This is a genomic window from Bradyrhizobium sp. Y36 (assembly GCF_002531575.1).
Classification (GTDB): domain Bacteria; phylum Pseudomonadota; class Alphaproteobacteria; order Rhizobiales; family Xanthobacteraceae; genus Bradyrhizobium.
Genome location: NZ_NWTI01000027.1, coordinates 12,207 through 34,094 on the forward strand (window position 1 = coordinate 12,207; position 21,888 = coordinate 34,094).

Annotated in this window: 25 protein-coding genes and 1 pseudogene; 16 read left to right on the plus strand and 10 right to left on the minus strand. The window is 65.5% G+C overall.

Translation table 11 applies throughout. The features are described 5' to 3' along the window. The first annotated feature begins 341 nt into the window (after nt 1–341). From rpsF to rplI, 4 genes are all read left to right on the plus strand, one after another. A complete protein-coding gene (gene rpsF / locus CO669_RS31320) occupies nt 342–809 on the plus strand; it encodes a 30S ribosomal protein S6 (RefSeq protein ID WP_097665907.1) in 468 nt (155 codons plus the stop codon). 5 nt (nt 810–814) lie between these two features. Next, nucleotides 815–1,054 (plus strand): 30S ribosomal protein S18, encoded by a 240-nt coding sequence (gene rpsR, locus CO669_RS31325; RefSeq protein ID WP_007592020.1) that lies wholly within the window; start codon nt 815–817, stop codon nt 1,052–1,054. Between the two features lie 127 nt (nt 1,055–1,181). Further along, entirely contained in the window at nt 1,182–2,147 is a 966-nt protein-coding gene (locus CO669_RS31330; protein WP_097665909.1) for a hypothetical protein, read from the plus strand. 49 nt (nt 2,148–2,196) lie between these two features. Beyond that, nucleotides 2,197–2,796 carry a 50S ribosomal protein L9 gene (gene rplI / locus CO669_RS31335; protein WP_097665911.1) on the plus strand — a complete coding sequence of 200 codons (600 nt, stop codon included), beginning with the start codon at nt 2,197–2,199 and terminating at the stop codon, nt 2,794–2,796. Between the two features lie 58 nt (nt 2,797–2,854). Here rplI and CO669_RS31340 read toward each other — a convergent pair whose 3' ends face one another. The 3 genes from CO669_RS31340 to CO669_RS31350 all read right to left on the minus strand — a co-directional run bounded on the left by CO669_RS31340 (nt 2,855) and on the right by CO669_RS31350 (nt 4,978). Further along, on the minus strand, nt 2,855–3,322 hold the full coding sequence (locus CO669_RS31340; protein ID WP_097665913.1) for a PaaI family thioesterase: 468 nt from the start codon (nt 3,320–3,322) through the stop codon (nt 2,855–2,857). 11 nt (nt 3,323–3,333) lie between these two features. Next, nucleotides 3,334–3,930: a TetR/AcrR family transcriptional regulator gene (locus tag CO669_RS31345; protein ID WP_097665915.1), complete on the minus strand. Its 597-nt coding sequence runs from the start codon at nt 3,928–3,930 to the stop codon at nt 3,334–3,336. A 109-nt stretch (nt 3,931–4,039) separates the two neighbouring features. Then, nucleotides 4,040–4,978, minus strand: coding sequence for a hypothetical protein (locus CO669_RS31350; RefSeq protein WP_198964358.1), 939 nt, complete (start codon nt 4,976–4,978; stop codon nt 4,040–4,042). A gap of 464 nt (nt 4,979–5,442) precedes the next feature. Here CO669_RS31350 and CO669_RS31355 point away from each other — a divergent pair. After that, nucleotides 5,443–5,823 (plus strand): annotated as a pseudogene (locus CO669_RS31355) (class I SAM-dependent methyltransferase); the annotation flags it as partial. On the opposite strand, the gene CO669_RS31360 reads toward CO669_RS31355, so the two are convergent. After that, nucleotides 5,820–6,026, minus strand: a complete 207-nt coding sequence (locus tag CO669_RS31360) for a transcriptional regulator (protein WP_097665919.1) — start codon at nt 6,024–6,026, stop codon at nt 5,820–5,822. The pseudogene CO669_RS31355 and the gene CO669_RS31360 overlap by 4 nt on opposite strands. Before the next feature lie 550 nt (nt 6,027–6,576). Between CO669_RS31360 and CO669_RS31365 the strand changes: the two genes are divergently transcribed. Beyond that, the gene (locus CO669_RS31365) at nt 6,577–8,085 is read left to right on the plus strand and encodes a replicative DNA helicase (RefSeq protein WP_097665921.1); all 1,509 of its coding nucleotides are present in this window, start codon (nt 6,577–6,579) and stop codon (nt 8,083–8,085) included. A 46-nt stretch (nt 8,086–8,131) separates the two neighbouring features. Continuing rightward, entirely contained in the window at nt 8,132–9,409 is a 1,278-nt protein-coding gene (alr, locus tag CO669_RS31370; RefSeq protein WP_198964367.1) for an alanine racemase, read from the plus strand. 142 nt (nt 9,410–9,551) lie between these two features. Here the strand turns inward: alr and CO669_RS31375 are convergent, their stop codons facing one another. Further along, complete coding sequence (locus CO669_RS31375; protein WP_097665925.1) at nt 9,552–9,773, minus strand: cysteine rich repeat-containing protein; 222 nt, start codon at nt 9,771–9,773, stop codon at nt 9,552–9,554. A 40-nt stretch (nt 9,774–9,813) separates the two neighbouring features. Between CO669_RS31375 and CO669_RS31380 the strand changes: the two genes are divergently transcribed. Beyond that, nucleotides 9,814–10,584, plus strand: a complete 771-nt coding sequence (locus tag CO669_RS31380) for an exodeoxyribonuclease III (RefSeq protein ID WP_097665927.1) — start codon at nt 9,814–9,816, stop codon at nt 10,582–10,584. Between the two features lie 94 nt (nt 10,585–10,678). Here CO669_RS31380 and CO669_RS31385 read toward each other — a convergent pair whose 3' ends face one another. From CO669_RS31385 to CO669_RS31395, 3 genes are all read right to left on the minus strand, one after another. Beyond that, the gene (locus tag CO669_RS31385; protein ID WP_097665929.1) at nt 10,679–11,494 is read right to left on the minus strand and encodes an SGNH/GDSL hydrolase family protein; all 816 of its coding nucleotides are present in this window, start codon (nt 11,492–11,494) and stop codon (nt 10,679–10,681) included. Between the two features lie 96 nt (nt 11,495–11,590). Then, a complete protein-coding gene (locus CO669_RS31390; RefSeq protein ID WP_097665931.1) occupies nt 11,591–11,959 on the minus strand; it encodes a GFA family protein in 369 nt (122 codons plus the stop codon). Nucleotides 11,960–12,033: 74 nt separating this feature from the next. Beyond that, on the minus strand, nt 12,034–12,351 hold the full coding sequence (locus CO669_RS31395) for a hypothetical protein (RefSeq protein ID WP_097665933.1): 318 nt from the start codon (nt 12,349–12,351) through the stop codon (nt 12,034–12,036). Between the two features lie 178 nt (nt 12,352–12,529). Here CO669_RS31395 and CO669_RS31400 point away from each other — a divergent pair, with 178 nt between their 5' ends. The 8 genes from CO669_RS31400 (at nt 12,530) to CO669_RS31435 (ending at nt 18,552) form a co-directional block, all read left to right on the plus strand. Continuing rightward, nucleotides 12,530–13,270, plus strand: a complete 741-nt coding sequence (locus tag CO669_RS31400; RefSeq protein WP_097665935.1) for a FadR/GntR family transcriptional regulator — start codon at nt 12,530–12,532, stop codon at nt 13,268–13,270. Between the two features lie 54 nt (nt 13,271–13,324). Then, the gene (locus CO669_RS31405) at nt 13,325–14,224 is read left to right on the plus strand and encodes an NAD(P)-dependent oxidoreductase (RefSeq protein ID WP_097665937.1); all 900 of its coding nucleotides are present in this window, start codon (nt 13,325–13,327) and stop codon (nt 14,222–14,224) included. 10 nt (nt 14,225–14,234) lie between these two features. After that, the gene (locus tag CO669_RS31410; RefSeq protein ID WP_097665939.1) at nt 14,235–14,918 is read left to right on the plus strand and encodes an amino acid ABC transporter permease; all 684 of its coding nucleotides are present in this window, start codon (nt 14,235–14,237) and stop codon (nt 14,916–14,918) included. A 7-nt stretch (nt 14,919–14,925) separates the two neighbouring features. After that, nucleotides 14,926–15,594 carry an amino acid ABC transporter permease gene (locus CO669_RS31415; RefSeq protein WP_198964359.1) on the plus strand — a complete coding sequence of 223 codons (669 nt, stop codon included), beginning with the start codon at nt 14,926–14,928 and terminating at the stop codon, nt 15,592–15,594. A gap of 1 nt (nt 15,595) precedes the next feature. After that, nucleotides 15,596–16,354, plus strand: a complete 759-nt coding sequence (locus CO669_RS31420) for an amino acid ABC transporter ATP-binding protein (RefSeq protein WP_097665943.1) — start codon at nt 15,596–15,598, stop codon at nt 16,352–16,354. Between the two features lie 20 nt (nt 16,355–16,374). After that, nucleotides 16,375–17,169 (plus strand): transporter substrate-binding domain-containing protein, encoded by a 795-nt coding sequence (locus CO669_RS31425; RefSeq protein ID WP_097665945.1) that lies wholly within the window; start codon nt 16,375–16,377, stop codon nt 17,167–17,169. Between the two features lie 68 nt (nt 17,170–17,237). Continuing rightward, nucleotides 17,238–17,684: a ribose 5-phosphate isomerase B gene (gene rpiB / locus CO669_RS31430; protein WP_097665947.1), complete on the plus strand. Its 447-nt coding sequence runs from the start codon at nt 17,238–17,240 to the stop codon at nt 17,682–17,684. A gap of 142 nt (nt 17,685–17,826) precedes the next feature. After that, a complete protein-coding gene (locus tag CO669_RS31435; RefSeq protein WP_097665949.1) occupies nt 17,827–18,552 on the plus strand; it encodes a sulfite exporter TauE/SafE family protein in 726 nt (241 codons plus the stop codon). A gap of 10 nt (nt 18,553–18,562) precedes the next feature. Here CO669_RS31435 and CO669_RS31440 read toward each other — a convergent pair whose 3' ends face one another. Next, nucleotides 18,563–20,614, minus strand: coding sequence for a putative bifunctional diguanylate cyclase/phosphodiesterase (locus CO669_RS31440; protein WP_245444601.1), 2,052 nt, complete (start codon nt 20,612–20,614; stop codon nt 18,563–18,565). A 17-nt stretch (nt 20,615–20,631) separates the two neighbouring features. Next, nucleotides 20,632–21,780: an ABC transporter substrate-binding protein gene (locus CO669_RS31445; RefSeq protein ID WP_097665953.1), complete on the minus strand. Its 1,149-nt coding sequence runs from the start codon at nt 21,778–21,780 to the stop codon at nt 20,632–20,634. Between the last annotated feature and the right edge of the window lie 108 nt (nt 21,781–21,888).

A 21,888-nucleotide genomic window follows, 5' to 3' on the forward strand; every position in this document is an offset into this window, starting at 1 on the left:
GAAGGCCTCCCATCAATTATTTGTATGATATACAAACAAATAAATCAAGGTGGTACGGTATTGGAGGATGCGCGCGGGCGCCGATGGCCGGGCAGCCGAGGCCGAAACCTGGCCGTCCAACCTTGCAAAGCCGGTCAAAATCCGTATAAGGCGCGCATCCGCAGACCCCGGCCGGGAGCTGAACGGACGGTCTCAGCAAATCATTCGTGATTTTGGTGTGGCAGGGCCAGTCGGCCCGTCGTCCCGTGTTTCCGCCTTCTGAGCTTCATCCCAGAGTCCTTTCCGAAGGCCTCTCAAGGGCTTGACGCCGGGCGACGCGCCAACACGAGGAAAGGACCATCATGGCTCTTTATGAGCATGTCTTTCTCGCGCGTCAGGACGCGAGCACGCAGCAGGTCGAAGAACTGACTGCGCAAATGACCGGCATCGTCGAGGGTCTCGGCGGCAAGGTCACCAAGACCGAAAATTGGGGCGTACGCTCCCTCACCTACCGCATGAACAAGAACCGCAAGGCGCACTTCGTGCTGCTCAACATCGACGCGCCGTCCGCGGCGATCGCCGAGATCGAGCGCCAGGAGCGCATCAGCGAAGACGTGATCCGCTATCTCAGCGTCCGCGTCGAGGAGCTGGAGGAAGGCCCGTCCGCGATGATGCGCAAGGCCGATCGCGACCGCGAGCGTGACGATCGTGGCGGCGGCTTCCGCGGCGAGCGCGAAGGCGGCTTCCGTGGCGACCGCGAAGGCGGTTTCCGCGGCGATCGCGGCCCGCGCCGTCCGCGCGACGAAGCTGAAACCACGGATGCGGAGTAAGAAACATGGCTGAAGCTGGTGCACGCCGTCCGTTTTTCCGTCGTCGCAAGAGCTGCCCGTTCACGGGCGCCAATGCTCCCAAGATCGACTACAAGGACTCCAAGCTGTTGATGCGTTACGTCTCCGAGCGCGGCAAGATCGTGCCGAGCCGCATCACCGCGGTGTCCGCGAAGAAGCAGCGTGAGCTCGCCCGCGCCATCAAGCGCGCGCGGTTCCTGGGCCTGCTGCCCTACGTCATTCGCTAAGACGAATTCAGTCGGCGGCGACATCGCCGCCGGCTGCACTCTTTAACTTCATAAGGCTTCCGGGTCGTCCGGTCGCCGATGGTTGGGGCAAGCCGCCTCTAACCGCTCGAAGGGAGCGGGACAGCTGATGATGCCATTTGTGCTGATAGCCCTGGTCGCCGGCGCTGCGTCGGCCCTGATGTTCGCCTCGATCATTTCGGGCGCGCTCATCTCGCTCGTCCTGTTCTATCTCGCTCCGCTTCCCCTGATGGTCGCCGCGATCGGCTGGGGACCGCTGTGCGCAAGCGTTGGCGGCATCGCGGCTGCGATCGGCCTCGGCGCCCTGTTCGGCCTGCCCTATTGCATCGCCTTCGCCGTCACGGTCGCCCTGCCCGCATGGTGGCTCGGTCACCTCGTCCTGCTCAGCCGTCCCGTGGCATCTGCCGCGCCTGAGGCGTCCGCCGAGCCTGATCTCGAATGGTATCCGGTCGGCCGCATCCTGCTGTGGCTCGCGGGCTTCGCCACTCTGACCACGATCGCCGCCCTGCTCACGCTCGGCACCGACGCCGACACCATCATGGGCACGCTGCGGCGCGGCCTGATGCGCCTTCTGCGCGCCACCGACCCGCAAAGCTCCGGCGAAGTCGGTCAGTTCGTCGACGCGCTGGTGCGCATCGCACCCGCAGGCGCCACCGTCATCGCGATGATGACGCTGACCCTCAACCTCTGGCTCAGCGCCAAGATCACGGCGACGTCGGGCCGGCTGCGGCGCCCGTGGCCGGACATGATGACGGCGGAGCTGCCGCCGATGACGCTGGTGGCGCTCTGCGTCGCGCTCGCCTTCTGCTTCACCGGCGGGCTGCTGGCGATCGCCGCACAGATCACCGCCGCGGCGTTGATGATGGGCTATGCGCTCACCGGCTTCGCCGTGCTGCATACGCTGACGCTGGCGCTGAAGAGCCGCACGTTCTGGCTCGGCTCGACCTACGCCGTCGTGGTCGTGTTCGGATGGCCCGTGATCGCGATGGTGATCCTCGGCCTGGCGGATGCCGTGTTCGGCTTCCGCGAGCGCTTCCTGCGCAGCCGGCAACCGCCGCCGCTGCCGACCCCTTGAGTTCATACCGAAACCGAAACCCACAGAGCACTTCAAAAGGAGAACGAATATGGAAGTCATTTTGCTGGAACGCGTCAACAAGCTCGGCCAGATGGGCGAAGTCGTGAAGGTTCGCGACGGCTATGCCCGCAATTTCCTGCTCAAGCGCGGCAAGGCGCTGCGCGCCACCGCCGACAACAAGGCCAAGTACGACGGCATGAAGGCCGAGCTCGAGGCCCGCAACCTCGCCTCGAAGGGCGAAGCGTCCAAGGTCGCCGAGAAGATCGCCGGCAAGAACATCATCGTGATCCGCCAGGCCTCCGAAGCCGGCCAGCTGTTCGGCTCGGTCAATGTGCGTGACATCGTCATGGCGTTCGAAGCTGACGGCATCTCGCTGGCCCGTCCGCAGGTCCAGCTCGACGCGCCGATCAAGACCATCGGCAAGCGCTCGATCACCGTTGCCGTTCACCCCGAGGTCGAGGTCGAGATCACCGTGACCGTCGCACGCAGCCAGGACGAGGCCGAGCGCGTCAACCGCGGCGAGGACATCTCGACCCGCAACGAGGATCGCGACGCGGCTGCCGAGGCGATCGCCGCCGCCGGCGAGTTCTTCGATCCGGAAGCCCAGCCCGACGAGGTCGAGCCGGCCCCGGCTGCGGAAGAGAAGTAAGCCTACAGTACATCTCGTCATGCGCGGGCTTGACCCGCGCATCCCAAGCCCGGTCGCCTCAGGCGGCCGGGCTTTTCGTTTTGGCGGCGACGTCCTCGCTCAGCATCGCAATCGAGGCCAGCGCCGTTGCCGTGTGCTTCTCGACACCGTCGCGGACGCAGAACACGTCGGCCGCAACCACCGACACCTGACGGCCCGGCTTGATCACGCGGGCACGGCAGATCAGCTTCTCGCCGACCGCGGGCGACAACAGATTGAGCTTGTATTCCGCCGTCAGCGCCGGCTGGCCGCGCGACGTCGCCGCCGCGATCGTCGTGGCGTTGTCGACCAGGAAGGCGGTGACGCCGCCGTGGAAGAAGCCGTGCTGCTGCATCAGCTCCGGCCGGCGGTCCACCGCAATCGTGCAGGTGCCGCGCGTCAATTCCGACAGCTCGGCGCCGACCAGGTTCATGAAGCCCTGCCGGCCGACATTGGCGTGGATGTGCTCGGCGATCGGTGCAAAGTCCGGATCAGCTTCGGCTCGCATGCGGTCTCTCCCTATTGCTTGTTGATGCGATCGAACGGCCGCAGCGCGCGGATGGCGCAGGCGGTCAGCGTGTCGGCCTCGGCGCGCGGATCGGCGCGGTCGCGTCCCGACAGGAAAGCGCGGCAGAAGATTTGCGCCGGCCCGATGAGCTGGCTGACGAACATCCCCGGCGTCATCGGCAACAGTTCGCCGCTCGCAACCAGCGGCGCGCGCCAGCGCTCGATGCCTTCGGCAAGCCGCGCATTCTGCGCTCGTTGGGCGTCGCGTACCTCCTCGCCCCACTCGCTGCGGGAGATCTCGAAGAGATAGCGCGCTTCGCGCCGGCTGGTCACAACCCAGTCGAGATGAGCCCGGATCAGCCGATCGATGCCCTGCTCGGCACCGGGCACAGGATCGAGCGCCGCCAGCACCGCGGCGTGGTAGTGCCTGAGCACCTCCAGGAATAGCGCGCCCGCGAGCTCCTTCTTCGAGCCGAAGGCGTGAAAGAAGCTGCCGTTGGAGGCGCGCGCCCGGGTGCGGATCGCGGCGACCGTCGCAGCTTCGAAGCCGACGCGGTCGAACACGACAAGTCCGGCCGCCAGCAAATCGTCGCGCACGCTCGCCGTCATCGACGCCTCCTAGAGCGTTACTCTAGAGTATTGCTCTAATAGCGGTCAAGACGAGAGGAGGCCGCGATCGACGCGGCCTCGGGAGGTCGGTTGAAAGATTTGGGTTGGCTTAGCGCGAGATCGGCGGCGTCGGAGGCCCGGAGGATGCGGCCGGCGGCGGGGCCGCCGCGGTCGCGGGCGGGGCCTGCTCCTGCGGCTTGGGCGCCGGGGCCGGCTCGGAGCTGGCGGCGGGTTTGGGAGCCGCCTCTTCCGCCGGCTTGGGCGCGGCCGGCTCTACGGGCCTGGCGGCGGCCGGAGCTGCCGGCGTCACCTGCGGGACCGGATCGGGCCGCAGTGCCGGTGCGTCGCTGCTGCGCGGCTCGACCTTGGCGCTGCTGTCGGGCTTGGCTTCAGCAGGCTTCTCGGAGGCCTTGCCGCTGTCGGGCTCGGCCTTCGTGCTCTCGGGCTTTGCGGCCTCGGTCTTCGGTTCGCTCTTTTTGTCTTCGCTCGCCGGCGCTGCGGCATCCACCTTCGGCGCTTCCTCGGCTCCGGGCTTGGCGCGACGCTTGCCCTTGCGCCCCTCGGGCGCAGCCTGGCCCTCGGGTTTCGCGCCCTCCTCGGCCGGCCGTGCTGCGCGCTTCTGGCGCGAATTTTCCGTAGCGGGAGCGGCAGCCTCGCCATCCGGCTTGGCGGCGTCCTGCCCGCGCGGGCGGCGGCCGTGATGCTCAGGACTGGTGCTCGCGTCCTTCTCCTTGGCGCCGTCCTTCTTGCCGTCCTTGGCCTGGTAGCGGGTGTCGGTGGCACCGTTGGAGACGAGATAGGAGGCGAGGATGCCTGCCATGTCCGAGCTCGTTGTGTAGTGCTGGCGCAGGAAGCCCGGCAGCGAACCCGGTGCGACGGATTTGAGAAGTCCGCGCGGGCTCTTGTGGCACGCATTGCAGGTCTGCGCGAAAAGCTGGGACGGGGTTTTGCCGGCCTCGAGGTTCGTCGCCTGCGCAAGAACGGTGTCGGTCGCGCCGAAGCCGATCAGAAGCAGTATCGTCGCGAGGCTGAGCGCTCGGCTCGACATTCCCATCATCTCCGTTGAATTCCGAGGGGTGCAGCCGGCATGCAGCGCGGCGGCGGGTCACCTTTTAGCGGATTGAGCCGCGAATGGAAGCAGCCTCCGCGCGCAAGGATGTGATTAAGCGCTCTTGGAATATCCGCTGCGATCACAGCGCAATAGCGGGTCCGGGCGGTCGTCCCCAGATTTGGATGCAAACGCATAGGATCCAGAACGGGACCTGAGCGTCGGATGTGAAAGCCGGGTTAGTCGCATCTCTTCGGGTTCGCTCGAGAGGAAGGTGTCGATAGACCGATTGCTGCGTAGATTCCTGTCTCGATTCATCCGCCGCGGGTCCATGAGGGTGACTGGCTCCGGTGACTCGAAGTTCACCGCCGGCGATGGGACCGGCGAGCCGGTCGCGGTGCGCTTCGTCACCGCAGAAGCGGAACGGAAAATCCTCATCAATCCCGAACTCGGGCTCTGCGAAGCTCTTTCCCGGCGGCTACATCCCGGTCCTGTCGGAAGTGCTGCCGGCGATCGAGCGTGCCGGCCTCCTTGTCTGCGACATCGAGATCTCGCGCCTCCACCACGCGGAAACGCTGAGAGCCTGACGGGAGCGTTTCATGGCGCGGCGTGAGGAGGCGGTGCAGCTCTACGACGAGCGGTTCGCGCTGATGTGGGAATTCTATCTGGCGGCCTGCGAGATGACGTTCCGCAAGCAGGCCATGATGGACTTCCAGATCCAGCTGACCCGACGGCAGGGTGTGGTGCCGATCACCCGCGACTACATGCCGCGCGAAGAAGCCCGGCTGCGCGCCCGCGAGGCGGCGACCGGACCGAGACTGAAATGGCGGGTGAATAGATCCTAGTGGCGCAGGGTCGACATGGGGGAGGAACGGAAATGAGCCGTTAACGCCAGTTGCGCCCGCATTTCCACCAGGATTTCCGGCGCGACGGGCTGGCGACGCACTTCGGGCCGCTCAGCGTGCTCCATGGCCGCAATCAGCCCCGACAGCCAAAGCCGGCTGCCTGCCGCACTTCGCCACACCTGGTGCTGCCGTTCTGGCCGCATCGCTTGCCTCGTTCCCTGTTGGCGGACCGCGGGAGACAATCCCCGGCACGGCCGCCCGTTCCGCTCATACCCCCGAAAGAATCCGGGAAGATGTGATCCACTTCACATAAGTCTGGTCGGACCTGTCATAGACCGTCGCCATGCGCAAAGAGACCCAAACCTCATTTGACGTGCAGGACGACCTCCGCACCGATTATGCCCTGATCGTCACCGGCGTCGGGGCGGCTCTGGTGGCGCTGGTCTATCTCCTGCTGGTCTGAAGCGAGCCGAAAGCTCCCGGCGCGTGCCTTTTGGCGCGCTCTTCGATACGTATGCGCGCTCATTCATTAGGTTCACGGTTTCAGGATATTTCCGTGGCGTGGTCGCGGCCGCTTTAGGGCCGCGCAGGTTCCGCAAAAATCCGTCAAGCGCGGCGCGTGCTGCGGCTGCTAATCATCCACCGCTTTTAAGATCGGTTGATAGCGGCCAGCTTTTGCTTCCGCTTTGGTCTGCGGCGGCGCTTTATCCCGGCCCCGCATCCGCCCAAGAAAATTGCTAAGCACGTCCGACCATGGCCCTGACTGATTCGAACGTCCTCAAACTCGCGCCCGACGCAGGAACTCCCGCCTATCGGAGCGCTCCGCATAACATCGAGGCGGAGCAGAGCCTCCTGGGCGCGATTCTGGTCAACAACGATGCCTTTTACCGCGTCTCCGACTTCCTCGAGGCGAAGCATTTCTTCGAGCCGCTGCACCAGACCATCTTCGAGACCGCCGGCAGCCTGATCCGGATGGGCAAGGTCGCGACGCCGGTGACGCTGAAGACGTTCCTGCCCGCCGATACCGATGTCGGCGGCATGACCATCGGGCAATATCTTGCGCGGCTCGCCGCCGAAGCGACCACCATCATCAACGCCCAGGACTACGGCCGCACCGTCTACGACCTGTCGCTGCGGCGCGACCTGATCGGCATCGGCGAGGACATGGTCAACGTCGCCTACGACGCGCCGGTCGACTTCCAGCCGCGGGCGCAGATCGAGGACGCCGAGCGAAAGCTTTACGAGCTCGCCGAGTCCGGCCGCTATGACGGCGGCTTCCAGAAATTCTCGCAGGCGCTGGCGGTCGCGGTCGATCTCGCGGCCAAGGCGTTCCAGCGCGACGGAAAGCTGTCCGGCATCTCGACGGGCATGCGCGACCTCGACACCAAGATGGGCGGCCTGCAGCACTCCGACCTCATCATCGTCGCGGGCCGTCCCGGCATGGGCAAGACCTCGCTTGCGACCAACATCGCCTACAATGTCGCCCGCGCCTACGTTCCGGAGCTGCAGGCCGACGGCACCACGAGGGCCGCCAATGGCGGCGTGATCGGCTTCTTCTCCTGCGAAATGTCGGCCGACCAGCTCGCCACCCGTATCGTGGCCGAGCGCACCGGCGTTCCCTCCTCCCACATCCGCCGCGGCGGCATCTCGGAAGCCGATTTCGACAAGATCCGGGAGGTCTCGATCGAGCTGCAATCCCTGCCCTTCTATGTCGACGCCACTGGTGGCCTGTCGATCGCGCAGTTGATGGCACGCGCGCGCCGGCTCAAGCGCCAGAAGGGACTCGACCTGCTGGTGATCGACTACATCCAGCTGCTCTCGGGCTCGGGCAAGCGAAGCGATAATCGCGTGCAGGAAATCACGGAGATCACGACCAGCCTGAAGGCGCTGGCGAAGGAACTCAACGTTCCCGTGATCGCGCTGTCGCAGCTCTCGCGCCAGGTCGAATCCCGCGACGACAAGCGGCCGCAGCTCTCCGACTTGCGTGAATCCGGATCGATCGAGCAGGACGCCGACGTCGTGCTGTTCGTGTATCGCGAGGAATATTATCTCGCGATGAAGGAGCCACGCCCCGGCACGCCCGAACACGAGAAGTGGCAGCTCGACATGAGCCTTGCGCACGGAAAGGCCGAGGTCATCATCGGCAAGCAGCGCCACGGCCCGACCGGCACCGTCGATCTGGCGTTCGAAGCCTCGGTCACGCGGTTCGGCGACCTCGCGCCTGACGCTCAGCTGCCGGCTCGCAGCGGCAACGACTACTGAGTTCCTTGAACCGGGCCTGCCTCTTGCGTAAAACGACGCCATGACATTGGCGTCCGACCCGAAAACGATCTCGCAATCCGGCCTTCTCTCCGCGGAAGCCAATCAGGCTGCCGCGCTCGCAGCCTTCGGCGGCGTGCTGACCGTCGATCTCGACGCCATCATCGCCAACTGGCGCAAGCTCGAGAAGACGGCGGTGCCGGCCGAGTGCTCGGCGGTGATCAAGGCCGACGCCTATGGCTGCGGCGCCGAGCAGGTCGCGCGTGCCCTGAGCAAGGCCGGCTGCAAGACCTTCTTCGTCGCCACCATCGAGGAAGCGCGCAAGGTGCGCGCGGCCGTCCCGGAGCCCACGATCTACGTGCTCGGCGGCTATTTCCAGAACACCGGCGAGCACTACGCCCAGATCAATTGCCGTCCTGTCATCGGCGACCTCAACGAGCTCGCCGAATGGGACGTGTTCTGCCGCCGCACCGGCTGGACCGGAGGCGCGGCTGTCCACATCGACACCGGCATGAACCGGCTGGGTCTCACGCTGTCGGAGGCGCAGGCCATCATTCCCCGCATCAACGCCGGCGATCACGGCATCACGCTGGTGATGAGCCATCTGGTCTCGGCCGAGCAGCTCAACAGCCCGGTCAATGCCAAGCAGCTCGCGGCCTTCCGCAGCATCGCCAGCGAGTTCTCTGGCGTGCCGGCGGCGCTCGCCAATTCCTCCGGTATCTTCCTGGGCGCCCCGTTCCAGTTCGATCTGGTGCGGCCGGGGGCTGCGCTCTACGGCGTCAATCCGACGCCGGAGGCCGACAATCCGATGCAGCCGGTCGTGGACCTCAAGGCGCGCATCGTGCAGATCCGCAATGTCGAGCGCGGCGAGAGCGTGGGTTACGGCGGCACCTGGACTGCGCGGCGGCCGACCAAGCTCGCCATCATCGCGGTCGGCTATGCCGACGGCTATTTCCGCGCCGCCAGCTCCAATGACGGCACCCGCGGCGCCGAGGTGATCGTCGCCGGCAAGCGTTGCCCTGTCGCGGGTCGCGTCTCCATGGATCTGATCGCGATCGATATCACCGACCTGCCGCCGAATGCGGTGCGGCGCGGTCATATGGTGACGCTGCTCGGCGACGGCATCACCGTCGACGAGCTCGCGCATCATTTCGGCACCATCGGCTATGAGGTGCTGACCAGCCTCGGTCACCGCTACGCCCGCATCTACAAGGGCGGCAATGTCGAGGAGCCGCTGGCCAAGCCAGAGCCGGCGCAGGACGCCGCGCAGCCGCCCTCTCCGCCGCCGATCGAACAGCCCACGGCCCCGCCACCGCTGCCGTCTTGAACGGCACTCTCGTGCCCCGGACGCAGCGCAGCGCTCCTTCAGCGCTGCGCTGCTGAGCCGGGGCCCATTATCTCAACGATGTACCGTGTTGCTTTCCGGGTCCCGGCTCGCGCTGCGCGCGTCCGGGACACGAGAGGCGCGCTTACTTCTTCTTCCTGTTGTCCAGCGCCGCCTTGCAGGTGTCGCTGAGCTGGTCGCGCTTCGCGCTGAGGCAGGCGACGATGCGGCCGCCGCCCGGCGCAATGCCGGCGCAGAATTTGTCATAGTCTGCCTTGCAGGCGCCGCGCGGGTCGGATGACTGTGCCGACGCGAGCCCGGAGAGCGCGACGGCGACGACGATGGCGGCAAAGTTCAACTTGGACATGATATCTCCGGTATGGGGCGGCAGAAGCCGGTAGCTCTACATGAAGATCGCGACATTCAACATCAACAACATCAACCGCCGCCTGCCCAATCTCTTGGCATGGCTGCGCGCGGCAAAGCCCGATGTCGTCGCGCTTCAGGAGTTGAAGGCAAGTGATGGCGAATTTCCGGCGGCAGCGATCGAAAAGGCCGGCTATGGCGCGGTGTGGCACGGGCAAAGGACCTGGAACGGGGTCGCCATCCTCGCTCGCAAAGCCGAGCCCATTCTGACCCGCGACCGCTTGCCGGGACGCCCCGGCGATCACGAAGCCCGCTACATCGAGGCCGCCGTGCGCGGCATTATCGTCACCAGCATCTATCTGCCCAACGGCAATCCGCGGCCGGGCCCGAAATTCGACTACAAGCTCGACTGGTTCGCGCGCCTCAGGCGCCACGCCAGGACCTTCATCAAGCAGGATCTGCCCGTCGTGCTCGCCGGCGACTACAACGTGGCGCCAACGGAGATCGACATCTATCCGACACGCTCATGGGACAAGGATGCGCTGATCCAGCCGAAGAGCCGCGCGGCCTATGCCTCGCTTCTTGAACAGGGTTGGTGCGACGCGATCCGCGAGCTTCATACCGACAAGCGGATCTACACGTTCTGGGACTACAAGCGGAATCGCTGGCCGCGCGATGCCGGCTTGAGGCTCGATCATTTGCTGTTGAGTCCCGCCCTCGTCTCGCGGCTGGCAAAGGCGGGGGTCGACAAGAAGGTTCGAGGCGAGGACGGGGCGAGCGATCACGCGCCGGCTTGGGTGGTGTTGAAATAAGCGAGGTGCCGTAGGATGGGTAGAGCGAAGCGAAACCCATCGCTGTTCGCGCGTGTGATGATGGGTTTCGCTTCGCTCTACCCATCCTACAAGATCACCGCCCGTAATACTCCTGCACCGTGTCCCATGCCGCCTTCTGCAACAGCTCCACCGTCGGCGCATCGAGGCCCATCGTGTAGGAATTGCCGACCGGCGAGCGGCCCGTCATGGCCGCGAATGTCACGCAGGCCGCCAGATACGTGCCCACCGGACTCGGATGCCGCTTGTCCGGCGCGTAAAGATTGAGCTCCGGCTGCAGCTTGCGCACCTTCGCGAAGGCGAGCCCTGCGGGAATGACCAGCGCGTCGTTGGCATTGCCTGCGATCGTATAGGCCTCGGCCAATTGCTCCGTCATCTCGGGCTTGTCGGCATAGGCCCAGGACATGAACAGCACCGGCCGCATGCCGTGGGCACGAACGATCTCGCTGTCCTTCCCGGCGAACGTGACGAATGCGTCCTTCAACTGCGGATGGATCGGGCACTGGCTGCAATCCATCATCACGACGGCGTCGTACTGCCGGCCCGGCTTGTTGAAGATGACGTTGTTCTGCTCGTCGAAGGAGTAAGCACCGAGGCCGCCCGGCCGCAGCAGATTGTCCATGTCGTGCCAATCGAGGCCGGAGCCGCCGATCGTCGCCATGGTGTTGCGATAGGCCGCCCTATTGGCGGGATCGGCGGCCCGCTCCAGGAAGGTGAGATGCCCGGGCATGCCGTTGTTGTAGTAGAAGAAGCTGTTGCCGACGAACAGCGCGGCCTTGGGGAAGTCCGGGCCGAGCGACGTCACTTTCGGCTTGGTCTGCGCCTGTGCATTAAAGCCGGCTGCAACGGCCAGACACATTGCGAGCATCACTCGCGTAATAAGACGCGTCATGGCTTCCTCCCCTTTTTTCAGGGCCGAAACCAAATCAGCTTTTCGAAATGGTCTCAAGTGCACGAACGTGCAGCGGAGATGCGCGCGTCTGCATGCTCACCACAAATTCTTCCCGTCGATCACGTTCACGGGCACGGCCTCCAGATCGAATTCGTCGAACAGGCGCGCGTTCACAGCGACCTTGGGATTGTCGAAATCGGGTTTGCCGGTCGACCAGTCCGGCGACTCCGAGTAGGTGCCGCAGCCGCAGCTCGCGCAGAAATGGTGTTTGACCGTGCGGCTGCCCCAGAGATAGGTCGCGACGTTCTCGGGCGGCGACAGCAGGCGAAACTGCGCCGGCGTGTAATAGGCCCACAACGCGCCCCGCTTGGCGCAGAGCGAACAGGTGCAGCGTGTCACGCTCGCAGGCGCCTCCGTCACCTCGAACACCGTCTCACCGCAATGACAGCTTGCCTCGATCGGCATGACCCGCTTCCCCCGTTTGTCAGGAGATGGTGGTAGCCGCCCGCTGCTGCCAACATGCTGTCAGCAGCGCAACGCTAGGGAACCTCGTTCGCGGAGAGCCGCTTGGCATTGGCGGCGACGTGCTCGCGATAACGCTGGACGATGGCTGCCGGCGTTGCCCCGGCTAGCAGGCTCACGGTTGCCTCGAACGCCGCGGCGATCTTTTCGCTGACCATCAGCACGGCTTCCCGGCCGGCCGCTTCGTCGCCATGGCTGAGCTTCTCGCAGCGCAGCCGCACCACCTCGCCCGCCTCCAGCGCCAGCATTGTGCCGGCAACCCAGGGAAAGCCGTTGTCGGACCCGCTGAGCACCGCATGGCGGTCGAGGGCGGAGAATGAATGGTGGTCGGGCATCGCGAGCCTCAAATTCTTTGAGCGAGCGCTCCGATCAATACGCGTCAAATTCTAAGGATCTGGCCGGGGAACCGGTTGGATTGGGCACCCCTGCAAAATCGGCCGTTAACCAAGGCCCTTGACGCAGCCAATCTGGTTATCATACTGGTCTTACCACGATCAGACCAAAGAGCTCGAGATGGAACTCAAGCGGAGCGCCGAAGGCGAAAAAGGCTTCGAGAAGGTGTTCGCCTTCCTGCGCGAGCGCCTGCTTGCGGGATCGCTGAAGCCCGGCGACCGCCTGATCTCCGAGCGAGAGCTGGCAAGCCTGCTCGGCGTCAGCCGGCCGATCGTCCGCGAGGCGCTGCGCGCCCTCACCGTGCTCGGCATCGTCGAGATCCGCGACCGCATCGGCACCGTCGTGACGCGGCCGGACGTCTCGGTCCTGAACGACTTCTTCACCTTCGCGCTGGCCCAGCAGGCCGACATGCTCGACGACGTCATGCAGGCGCGCGTCGCGATCGAATGCCAGGCCATCCGCCTCGCCTGCGAGCGCGCCAACATCGCCGATTTCGAGCGCCTGCAGCGCGCGCTCGCGAAGATCGGCGAGACGATCGACGAGGCCGATGCCGGCGGCATGGCCGATTTCGACTTCCATCGCGCCATCGTCGTCGCCTCGCACTCGGAGACGCTGACGGTGCTGCACTCTTCGATGGCGGGCCTGCTGACGCATTCGCACCGCAGCCGCCGCGAACTGGTGCAGGCCTTCCCGTCGATGAAGACCTATCTGATCGACGACCATCGCCGCATCTTCGAAGCCGTCATCGCGCGCGACCCGGAGCGCGCGGATGCGACGCTGCGCAAGCATTTTGCCATCGGCGACGAATATCGCAGGCGCGCCGTCGTCGGCGACATCGACAAGACCAGCGCTTCAGGATGATCGCGGCAACGCGGTCAACCAAGAAGCCAATCAACCAAGAAACGGACTGATGACATGGGACGGAACGACAAGGGCAATGTCGGCTTCATCGGCGTCGGCACGATGGGCCGCGAGATGGTGCGCAACCTCCTGGCAGCCGGCCACGCGGTTCGCGTCTTCGATCTGAACGAGACCGCGCTCGCCGATAGTCTCGCCGCAGGCGCAACGCGCGCCAGAACCCCCGCCGATGCCGCGCAAGGCGCCGACATCGTCATCACCATGCTGCCCGACACGCCCCATGTCGAGGCGACCATTTACGGCGAGCAGGGCCTGCTGAAGTCCCCTCCACCCGGCAAGCTCATCGTCGACATGAGCACGATCTCGCCGGTCGCTGTCCGCCGCATCCATGCCGATCTGCAAAAGGACGGCGTCAGCTTCATCGATGCGCCGGTCTCCGGCGGTCCGGTGGGCGCCAAGAACGCCGCGCTCTCGATCATGGCCGGCGGCGATGCCGACGCCTTTGCCAAAGCCGAGCCGTTCTTCCGCGCGATGGGCACGACCATCACCCATGTCGGCGCCGCCGGCGCCGGGCAGACGGTCAAGCTCTGCAACCAGCTGATCTGCGGTATCAACATTCAGGCGATCTGCGAGGCGCTCGCGCTGGGACGCGCCTCGGGCCTCGATCTCAATCTGCTGCGCCGGGTGCTGCTCGGCGGCTCCGCCGCCTCCTGGATGCTCGACAAGCTCGGCCCCGCGATGATCGCGGGCGACGTCTCCGCCGGCTTCCGCATCGATCTGCAGCTGAAGGACCTTCGCTTGGTGCAGGAGCACGCGCAGGCGCTGAGCGTGCCGCTCCCCGGTACCGCGCTCGTCACCAGCCAATATATCGATGCGCGCGCCCATGGCGAAGGCAGCAACGGCAACCAGGCGCTGTTCCGCGTCTACGACCGCATGACCAACCAGGTAACCGGCTGAACCTGATACAATGAGCCTTCAACTCGACTTTCCCGCAGTGCTGGAGCGTTGGCCGAGCTTTGTCGCCGGCGCCGTCCTCACGCTGGAGCTGGCCGCCTTCGCGACGGTGCTCGGCGCCCTGCTCGGCACGCTCGCGGCGGTCGGGCGCGGCGCGCACAACGCGCTGATTGCGGGCGCCTGCAAAGCCTATGTCGAGACCATCCGCAACACACCGCTGCTGGTGCAGATCTTCCTGGTCTATTTCGGCCTTGCCAGTCTGGGTCTGAAATTCTCCGCCTTCACCGTGGCCGTGGCGGCGCTGACGATCAATGTGGGCGCCTACACTGCCGAGATCATGCGCGCCGGCTTCGAGGCGATCCCGCGCGGACAGATCGAGGCCGCCGAGGGCCTGGCGCTGTCGCGGTTGCAGATCTACTGGCACATCATCCTGCTGCCCGCGATCGAGAAGGTCTATCCGGCGCTCACCAGCCAGTTCGTGCTGTTGATGCTGGCCTCCTCGGTCTGCTCGCAGATCTCGGCCGAGGAGCTCACCGCCGTCGCCAACTACATCCAGTCGGACACCTACCGCGCCTTCGAGACCTACATCATCGTCGCCGTGCTCTACGTCATCCTGTCGCTGGTGATGCGCGCAGGCTTCTGGGGCCTCGGCCTCGTGCTGTTCCCGCGCCGGCGCCGGCTCGGCACGCCGCTGTGAGATGAGCATGGGCGGACATCTCAACATCAACCATCTCATGTTCCTCGGACAAGGCGCGCTCTGGACCATTGGCCTGTCGCTGGTCGCGCTGATCGGCGGCGGCATCGTCGGGTTCGTGATCGCGCTGGCGCGGATCTCGCCGCTGAAATCGGTGCGGATCGCCAGCGCCGTCTATGTCCAACTCATCCAGGGCACGCCGCTGCTCGTCATCCTGTTCCTCGGCTATTTCGGCCTCGCCGCCATCGGCCTCAAGGTCTCGCCGCTTGCGGCCGCCGGCGCCTCGCTGACGCTCTATGTCGCCGCCTATCTCGGCGAGATCTGGCGCGGCTGCATCCAGTCGGTGCCGAAGCCGCAATGGGAAGCCGCCGAGGGCCTGGCGCTGAGCCGGACCCAGCGCATGACGAAGGTGATCCTGCCGCAGGCGATCCGCATCGCGACGCCGCCGACCGTCGGCTTCATGGTGCAGATCATCAAGAACACTTCGCTCGCCTCCGTCGTCGGCTTCGTCGAGCTGATGCGCTCGGGCCAGATCGTCAACAACTCGCTGTTCGAGCCGTTCGCGATCTACGCCATCATCGCCGTCACCTATTTCGCCATGTGCTATCCCCTCTCCCTGTTCAGCCAGAGGCTGGAGCAGCGGATGGGGCGTGGCAGGTCCAACCTCGCGCCAGCCTGACATGCAGCAAATCCCCGCCGCCTCCGAACCGATCGTGTCGCTCCGCGACGTGAAGAAGAGCTTTGGCTCGCTCCTTGTGCTCGACGGCGTCTCCTTTGCCGTTCAGCGCGGCGAGGTGCTGGCCCTGATCGGCCGTTCCGGCTCCGGCAAGAGCACGGCGTTGCGCTGCATCGACCGCTTCGAGAAGGTCGACGGCGGCGAGATCGTCGTCTGCGGACATCGTGTCGACCGTCCCGACGTGAACTTGCGCGCGCTACGCCAGGACGTCGGCATCGTGTTCCAGAGCTACAATCTGTTTCCGCACCTCACGATCGAGCAGAACATCACGCTCGCACCTTGCGCGGTGAAGGGCGTGGCGACAGCCCAGGCAAAGGATCTCGCGCGAAAAGTGCTGGCGCAGGTCGGGCTCGAGGAGAAGCTGCACGCCTATCCCGAGCAGCTCTCGGGCGGCCAGCAGCAGCGCGCGGCGATCGCCCGCTCGCTGGCGATGCAACCGAAGGTGATGCTGTTCGACGAGGTCACCTCCGCGCTCGATCCCGAGCTCACCGCCGAGGTGCTGAAGGTGATCGAGCAATTGGCGGCAGACGGCATGACCATGGTGATGGTCACGCACGAGATGGGCTTCGCCAAAGGCATCGCCGACCGAATCGTGTTCATGCATCGCGGCAAGGTCCACGAGACCGGACCTGCCTCGATCCTGACGTCGCCGACGACCCCCGAACTCACGCAATTCGTCGGCACTGGAAACCTAAAATCATAACAGGGAGAGGAGTACCAGGGATGACCAAGAAGATAGTACTGGGCACTGCAGCCGCGTTGTGCGGCCTCATCATGATGGCGGCAACGCCCGCGTCGGCCGACCTGCTCGACGACATCATGAAGGCGAAGAAGATCCGCATCTCGACCGACCTTGCCATCCCGCCGTCGGGCATGATGGACAGCAGCATGAAGCCGACCGGCTCCGACGTCGAGGTCGCTCAGCTGCTCGCCAAGGACTGGGGCCTCGAGCTCGAATTCATCCAGACCACCGGCGCAACGCGCATCCCGAACGTCCTGACCGGCAAGGCCGACATCATCATCTCGACCCTGTCTGTGACGCCCGATCGCGCCAAGGTGATCGACTTCACCAAGCGCTATGCGACGCTGCAATCCGACATCGGATGCCTGAAGTCGCTGAACGTGAAGGACTGGCCCGACCTCAAGGACAAGGCGATCGGCGTCTCGCGCGGCACCACACAGGATACCACCCTGTCCAACATGAAGGACAAGGAGCTGAAGATCGCCCGCTATGACGACGACGCCACGGAAGTCACGGCGGCCGTCTCCGGCCAGGTCGATTGCGTCGGCACGTCGGCCACGATCATCAACCAGATCGGCGTCAAGAATCCGGCCCGCATCTTCGAGTCCAAGATTCCGCTGGCGACGTTCGATCTCGCCATCGGCCTCAAGAAGGACGAGCCGCGACTGATGGACAAGCTCAACGCCTGGATCACCGAGAACGTCAAGAACGGCAAGCTAAACGCCATCTACAAGAAGTTCCACGGAGTGGAGCTGCCGTCCGATATGCGCGGCTGAACCGAAAATGAAGCCGTGACAGCCGTGCGCGGCTGTCACGGTCAATGCAAGATCAAGAAGGACATTACATGCGTCTCGTCATCGGATCCGACCACGCCGGCTGGCCGCTCAAGCAGACCGTCATCGACCACATCCGCAAGCTCGGCCACGACGTCGTCGATGTCGGCTCCTATGACGACAGGCCGGTAGACTTTCCCGACATCGCCCGGGCGGTGGCCCAGAAGGTGACGTCGGGTGAAGCGGCACGCGGCATCATGGTCTGCGGCACCGGCGTCGGCGCCTCGATCGCCGCCAACAAGATGAAGGGCATCCGGGCCGCTGTCTGTCACGACGTTCATTCGGCCCATCAGAGCGTCGAGCATGACGACGTCAACGTCATGTGCATCGGCGCGCAGATCGTCGGCGCCTGGCTCGCCGTCGATCTCGTGTCCTCATATCTCTCCGCCGAATTTTCCACCGACGAAGACTTCCGCCGCCGGGTGGAGAAACTGCGCGTCATGGACGAGCAAGGCTGACGGCGCACGGCTGCTCATCTTCCGTCACTGCGAGGAGCGAAGCGTCGAAGCAATCCAGAAATGCATCTGCGGAGAATCTCTGGATCGCTTCGCCGCGCTCGCAATGACGGTGCTAGACTGCTCCGATTCCCGGAGCGTCCCGTTGGCCTTCCTCTTCGTCCTCGCCGTCGGCCTCGTCGCCGGCACCATCTCAGGCATCGTCGGCACCGGCTCGTCGATCATGCTGATGCCGGTGCTGGTCTATGCCTATGGGCCGAAGGAAGCCGTGCCGATCATGGCGGTGGCGTCCGTGATGGCGAATTTCTCGCGCATCCTGGCCTGGTGGCGCGAGGTCGACTGGCGGGCCTGCGCGGCCTATTCGATCACGGGGATTCCGGCCGCGGTGCTGGGCGCGCGTACGCTGCTGGCGCTGCCCTCGCATGCGGTCGATCTCGCCATCGGCGTCTTCCTGATCGCGATGGTGCCGGTGCGGCACTGGCTGGCGCGGCACGATCTCAAGGCCAATCTCTGGCATCTGGCCATCGGCGGCGCCGTGATCGGCTATCTCACCGGCATCGTGGTCTCGACCGGCCCGCTCAGCGTGCCGCTGTTCCTGTTCTACGGTCTGTCGAAGGGAGCCTTCCTCGCCACCGAAGCCGCCGCCTCGCTCGGCCTCTATTTCGCGAAGTCCGTCACCTTCGAGCGTTTCGGCGCATTGACCGGCGAGGTCTTCATGAAGGGCCTGATCGCGGGCGTCTCGCTGATGTCGGGCGCCTTCATCGCAAAACGCTTCGTGCTGCACCTGAAGCCGGACGTGTTCCGCCTGCTGATGGACGCGATCATGATTGCAGCCGGGCTCTCGATGCTGTGGAACGCGACGCAGCCATGAGCCGCCGCGATCAGGCGAATTCGGGTGCGATCGGCGGGCTGTCGGCGAGGATGCGGCTCTCGGCCACCGGCCGCCTCTCGAGCCATTGCAGCACGGCATCGAGCGGCTGCGGCCGCTGATAGAAATAGCCCTGCCCGAACCTCACGCCCATCTCGCGCATGGCCGTGGCCTGCTCGGCGCGCTCGATGCCCTCGGCAACCAGCGTGAGCCCGAGCGTGCCGGCGAGCGATGCGATCACGCCGACGATGGCCTTGTCTTCCGCACTGCCTGGAATCTCGCTGATGAACGCCTTGTCGATCTTGACCTTGTCCAGCGGGAAGCGCCGGAGATGCGCCAGCGAGCTGTAGCCGGTGCCGAAATCGTCGAGCGCGATCGTGGCGCCCAGGCGCCGCAGGCGATGCAGCGTCGCGGAGGCGCTGGCGATGTTGTTGATCAGCGAGCCCTCGGTGATCTCGAGCTCCAGCAGCGATGCGGGCACATCGAAGCGCGCACAGGTCGCGCGCAGCTCGGCGGCGAGCGAATGGTCGGCGAGCTCGGAGGGCGGCAGATTGATCGCGATCCTGATCTGCGGCCGGCCGGCGGCCGCCAAGCGTTGCAGCGCCCAGCAGGCATCGGTCAGCACGTAGCGCGTCAGCCGCGCATTGTTACCGCTGCGCTCGATCAGCGGCAGGAATTCGGCCGGGCCGATCACGCCGTGGTCGGGATGACGCCAGCGAATCAGCGCTTCCAGGCCGACGACCTCATGGCTTTCGAGATCGACCTGGCTCTGGTACCAGACCTCGAACTGTCCTTCGGCAAAGCCCGCGGGAATGGCGAGCTCGAGATCCCTGCGGCGGCGATAGTCGCGCTGCAGCGCCTCATCCAGCACGGCGACCGTGCCGGGCGCCTTGCTCTTGGCATGATAGAGCGCGATGTCGGCGAGCGTCGGCAGATGCGACAGCTCCGGATCGTCGGCGCGGCGCACGGCCAGGCCGATGCTGGCACGCGGCACGACCTGCTTGTCATGAAGCCGGATCGGCTCCGAAATGGCGGCGAGCACCTGTTGTGCGAAGGCGTGCGCCGACGCTTCGTTGCTCACCTCGGGGCGGATGACGACGAATTCGTCGCCGCCGAGCCGGGCGACCCAATCCTCCGCTTCGACGGAGGTCCGAAGACGCTGGGAAATCTGGACCAGGAACTCATCGCCGGCCTCGTGACCGAACGTGTCGTTGATGCCCTTGAAGTCGTCGAGATCGATGAAGCAGAACGCAACCAGCGCGTCGGGCCTGCCCCCGTCGCGGCTCGCCACGGCCAGGCGTTCGGTCAGGGAACGCCGGTTCGGCAGCCCGGTGAGCGGGTCATGCGCGGCCATGTGCCCGAGCCGGTCGAGCGCGCCCGACGTCGTGTATTGCATGGCATTGAAGGCGCGCGCGAGCTGGCCGAACTCGTTCGAGGACGTGACCTCCGCGGGGTAGGCCCGGCCGTCCTGCTTGCTGCGCTGGATCGCCGACATCATCACCGCGAGCGGCCTGCCGATGAAGATGTTGGCCGAGATCCGCATGGCGATCAGGGTCGCGAACGTTGCAAGCAAGCCGACCACCAGCAGCAGCACCAGCCGGCTGCCCGCGTCCGCATAGAGCGCCGCGTGGGAATAGGCGATCGCGATGCGGCCGGCCTGAACGGCGGCCATGTTGCCGTTGCTATAGTGGATCGGACGCGAGACCTCTGCGATCGACGGACTCTCCGAGCGCGCCACCACGCGGGCGATCACGGCGCCCGTGTCGTCATAGACGGCCGCGGCCGCGATGGTCTCGTCGTGCATGATCTCGTTGAGCACACCCGTGACCTGGTCGTAGCGCATCTTCCAGAGCGGCTCGGCGATCAGCTCGGCCCGGCTCTCGGCGACGCGGACCATGCGGGCGTCGAGCTGCCTGATCTGCGACCAGAAGCTCGAAGCCTCGACGCCGGCGGAGGCAAGCAATTGCACCAGCAGCAGAACGGGTACGGTCGCCCATATCATGGCGCGAACGACCGGTCGCAGGCGCGGCGGTGTAGCCGGCTCGTTGCTTTCAGGGTCGCTCATCGCCTCATCCTTGCGCATCAGTCGGCGGCGCCTTCGGGAACCGGCAGGGACGAAATCAGCGCGTCGAGGGAAAAGTCATAGTGACCGCAGCGGCCAGCCCTCGCCCTGAATCGCGCAAAGTCGATCCGGTCGAACGCACGTGTCTTGATGAGGTCGCCGACCGAACCGAGATTCTGGCGGGTGATCGCCGACGTCTTGACTTCGACGTGGGGCGAGGCCGCCGCGAAATCGCAGCCATCGGCATAGTCGCGCAGCAGGACGATCGACCAGCCACCGAGCAGAAAATGCCCGCCATCGGTCAGCAGCAGGCGACCTGCCCTGATCTCGCGCAGCGCGTCCTCCGACCAGTTGAGGCCGACCAGCTGGATGTCGCGGCCGGGCGCGAGGCCGGCGGCGACCACCGCGCGCAGCGCGCCGAGCGCCATCGGATCGTTTCCGGCCCAGATGCCGGCAGGGCGAATCTGCTTGCGCGAGGCCCAGCCCAGATAATTCGTGGTGACCTGCTCGGCCTCCGATTGCGTCCAGTTGGCGAACAGGAGCCGGTCCACCACGACGTCAGGCGCGGCATCCACCGCCAGCTTGAGGCCGGCATTGCGCGCGATCGAGGCGGGCGTGATCTCGTCGCCGCCGATGCCGAGAAGGTGGATCTTGCCATCCGGGCTCTGCCATTTCTCGTCACGCGCAGTTCGGATCAAGGCATTGGCCATCCGCGCGCCCGCGGTCTGAAGATCGGTCGTGATGTCGCCGAGCCAGGTCTTGAGCTTCTGGCGCGGCGGTCCGAGACGTACCGCATCCTCGCCGATCAGCGTGTTCGAGAGCAGCAGCGTCTTGACGCCCGCAGCCTCGGCCGCCTCAAGGATCGGGACGGCCGCGGATTCCTCGTTCGACAGGATGAGGAAGTCGGGCTTGTCATGACGCGCCACCACGCCGAGGCCGAGCTCCTGCATGGTGCGATAATTGCGTTCGCTGGTCAGCACCTCGACATGGGCGTCGAGCTTGCGGCCGGCGGCCTGCATGGTCTGCGCGACCATGTCCCAAAAGACCTCGCCGGTCTTGCCGGGATTGACGAAGACGATGTCGAGGGGCTTGGCAAGGCTCGGGCCGGCGGACGCGAAGACGCCGCAGGCCATGCCCGCAGCGAGCCATATTCGCAGGAATCTCGTCATTTCTTTCGCCGCCCCCGATGGTTCCAAGGTTGGACCCGCGTCCGCTAACACTTCGCAAAATCCACCCGGCCACAGCGGCGTAGAGCTAATGAAAGGTATATCTGTCGC

Coding starts and splice junctions, on each gene's coding strand:
- rpsF (WP_097665907.1), top strand. CDS start 342: ATGGCTCTTTATGAGCATGTCTTTCTCGCGCGTCAGGACGCGAGCACG.
- rpsR (WP_007592020.1), top strand. CDS start 815: ATGGCTGAAGCTGGTGCACGCCGTCCGTTTTTCCGTCGTCGCAAGAGC.
- CO669_RS31330 (WP_097665909.1), top strand. CDS start 1,182: ATGATGCCATTTGTGCTGATAGCCCTGGTCGCCGGCGCTGCGTCGGCC.
- rplI (WP_097665911.1), top strand. CDS start 2,197: ATGGAAGTCATTTTGCTGGAACGCGTCAACAAGCTCGGCCAGATGGGC.
- CO669_RS31340 (WP_097665913.1), bottom strand. CDS start 3,322: ATGCGAGCCGAAGCTGATCCGGACTTTGCACCGATCGCCGAGCACATC.
- CO669_RS31345 (WP_097665915.1), bottom strand. CDS start 3,930: ATGACGGCGAGCGTGCGCGACGATTTGCTGGCGGCCGGACTTGTCGTG.
- CO669_RS31350 (WP_198964358.1), bottom strand. CDS start 4,978: ATGTCGAGCCGAGCGCTCAGCCTCGCGACGATACTGCTTCTGATCGGC.
- CO669_RS31360 (WP_097665919.1), bottom strand. CDS start 6,026: ATGCGGCCAGAACGGCAGCACCAGGTGTGGCGAAGTGCGGCAGGCAGC.
- CO669_RS31365 (WP_097665921.1), top strand. CDS start 6,577: ATGGCCCTGACTGATTCGAACGTCCTCAAACTCGCGCCCGACGCAGGA.
- CO669_RS31375 (WP_097665925.1), bottom strand. CDS start 9,773: ATGTCCAAGTTGAACTTTGCCGCCATCGTCGTCGCCGTCGCGCTCTCC.
- CO669_RS31380 (WP_097665927.1), top strand. CDS start 9,814: ATGAAGATCGCGACATTCAACATCAACAACATCAACCGCCGCCTGCCC.
- CO669_RS31385 (WP_097665929.1), bottom strand. CDS start 11,494: ATGACGCGTCTTATTACGCGAGTGATGCTCGCAATGTGTCTGGCCGTT.
- CO669_RS31390 (WP_097665931.1), bottom strand. CDS start 11,959: ATGCCGATCGAGGCAAGCTGTCATTGCGGTGAGACGGTGTTCGAGGTG.
- CO669_RS31395 (WP_097665933.1), bottom strand. CDS start 12,351: ATGCCCGACCACCATTCATTCTCCGCCCTCGACCGCCATGCGGTGCTC.
- CO669_RS31400 (WP_097665935.1), top strand. CDS start 12,530: ATGGAACTCAAGCGGAGCGCCGAAGGCGAAAAAGGCTTCGAGAAGGTG.
- CO669_RS31405 (WP_097665937.1), top strand. CDS start 13,325: ATGGGACGGAACGACAAGGGCAATGTCGGCTTCATCGGCGTCGGCACG.
- CO669_RS31410 (WP_097665939.1), top strand. CDS start 14,235: ATGAGCCTTCAACTCGACTTTCCCGCAGTGCTGGAGCGTTGGCCGAGC.
- CO669_RS31415 (WP_198964359.1), top strand. CDS start 14,926: ATGGGCGGACATCTCAACATCAACCATCTCATGTTCCTCGGACAAGGC.
- CO669_RS31420 (WP_097665943.1), top strand. CDS start 15,596: ATGCAGCAAATCCCCGCCGCCTCCGAACCGATCGTGTCGCTCCGCGAC.
- CO669_RS31425 (WP_097665945.1), top strand. CDS start 16,375: ATGACCAAGAAGATAGTACTGGGCACTGCAGCCGCGTTGTGCGGCCTC.
- rpiB (WP_097665947.1), top strand. CDS start 17,238: ATGCGTCTCGTCATCGGATCCGACCACGCCGGCTGGCCGCTCAAGCAG.
- CO669_RS31440 (WP_245444601.1), bottom strand. CDS start 20,614: ATGAGCGACCCTGAAAGCAACGAGCCGGCTACACCGCCGCGCCTGCGA.
- CO669_RS31445 (WP_097665953.1), bottom strand. CDS start 21,780: ATGACGAGATTCCTGCGAATATGGCTCGCTGCGGGCATGGCCTGCGGC.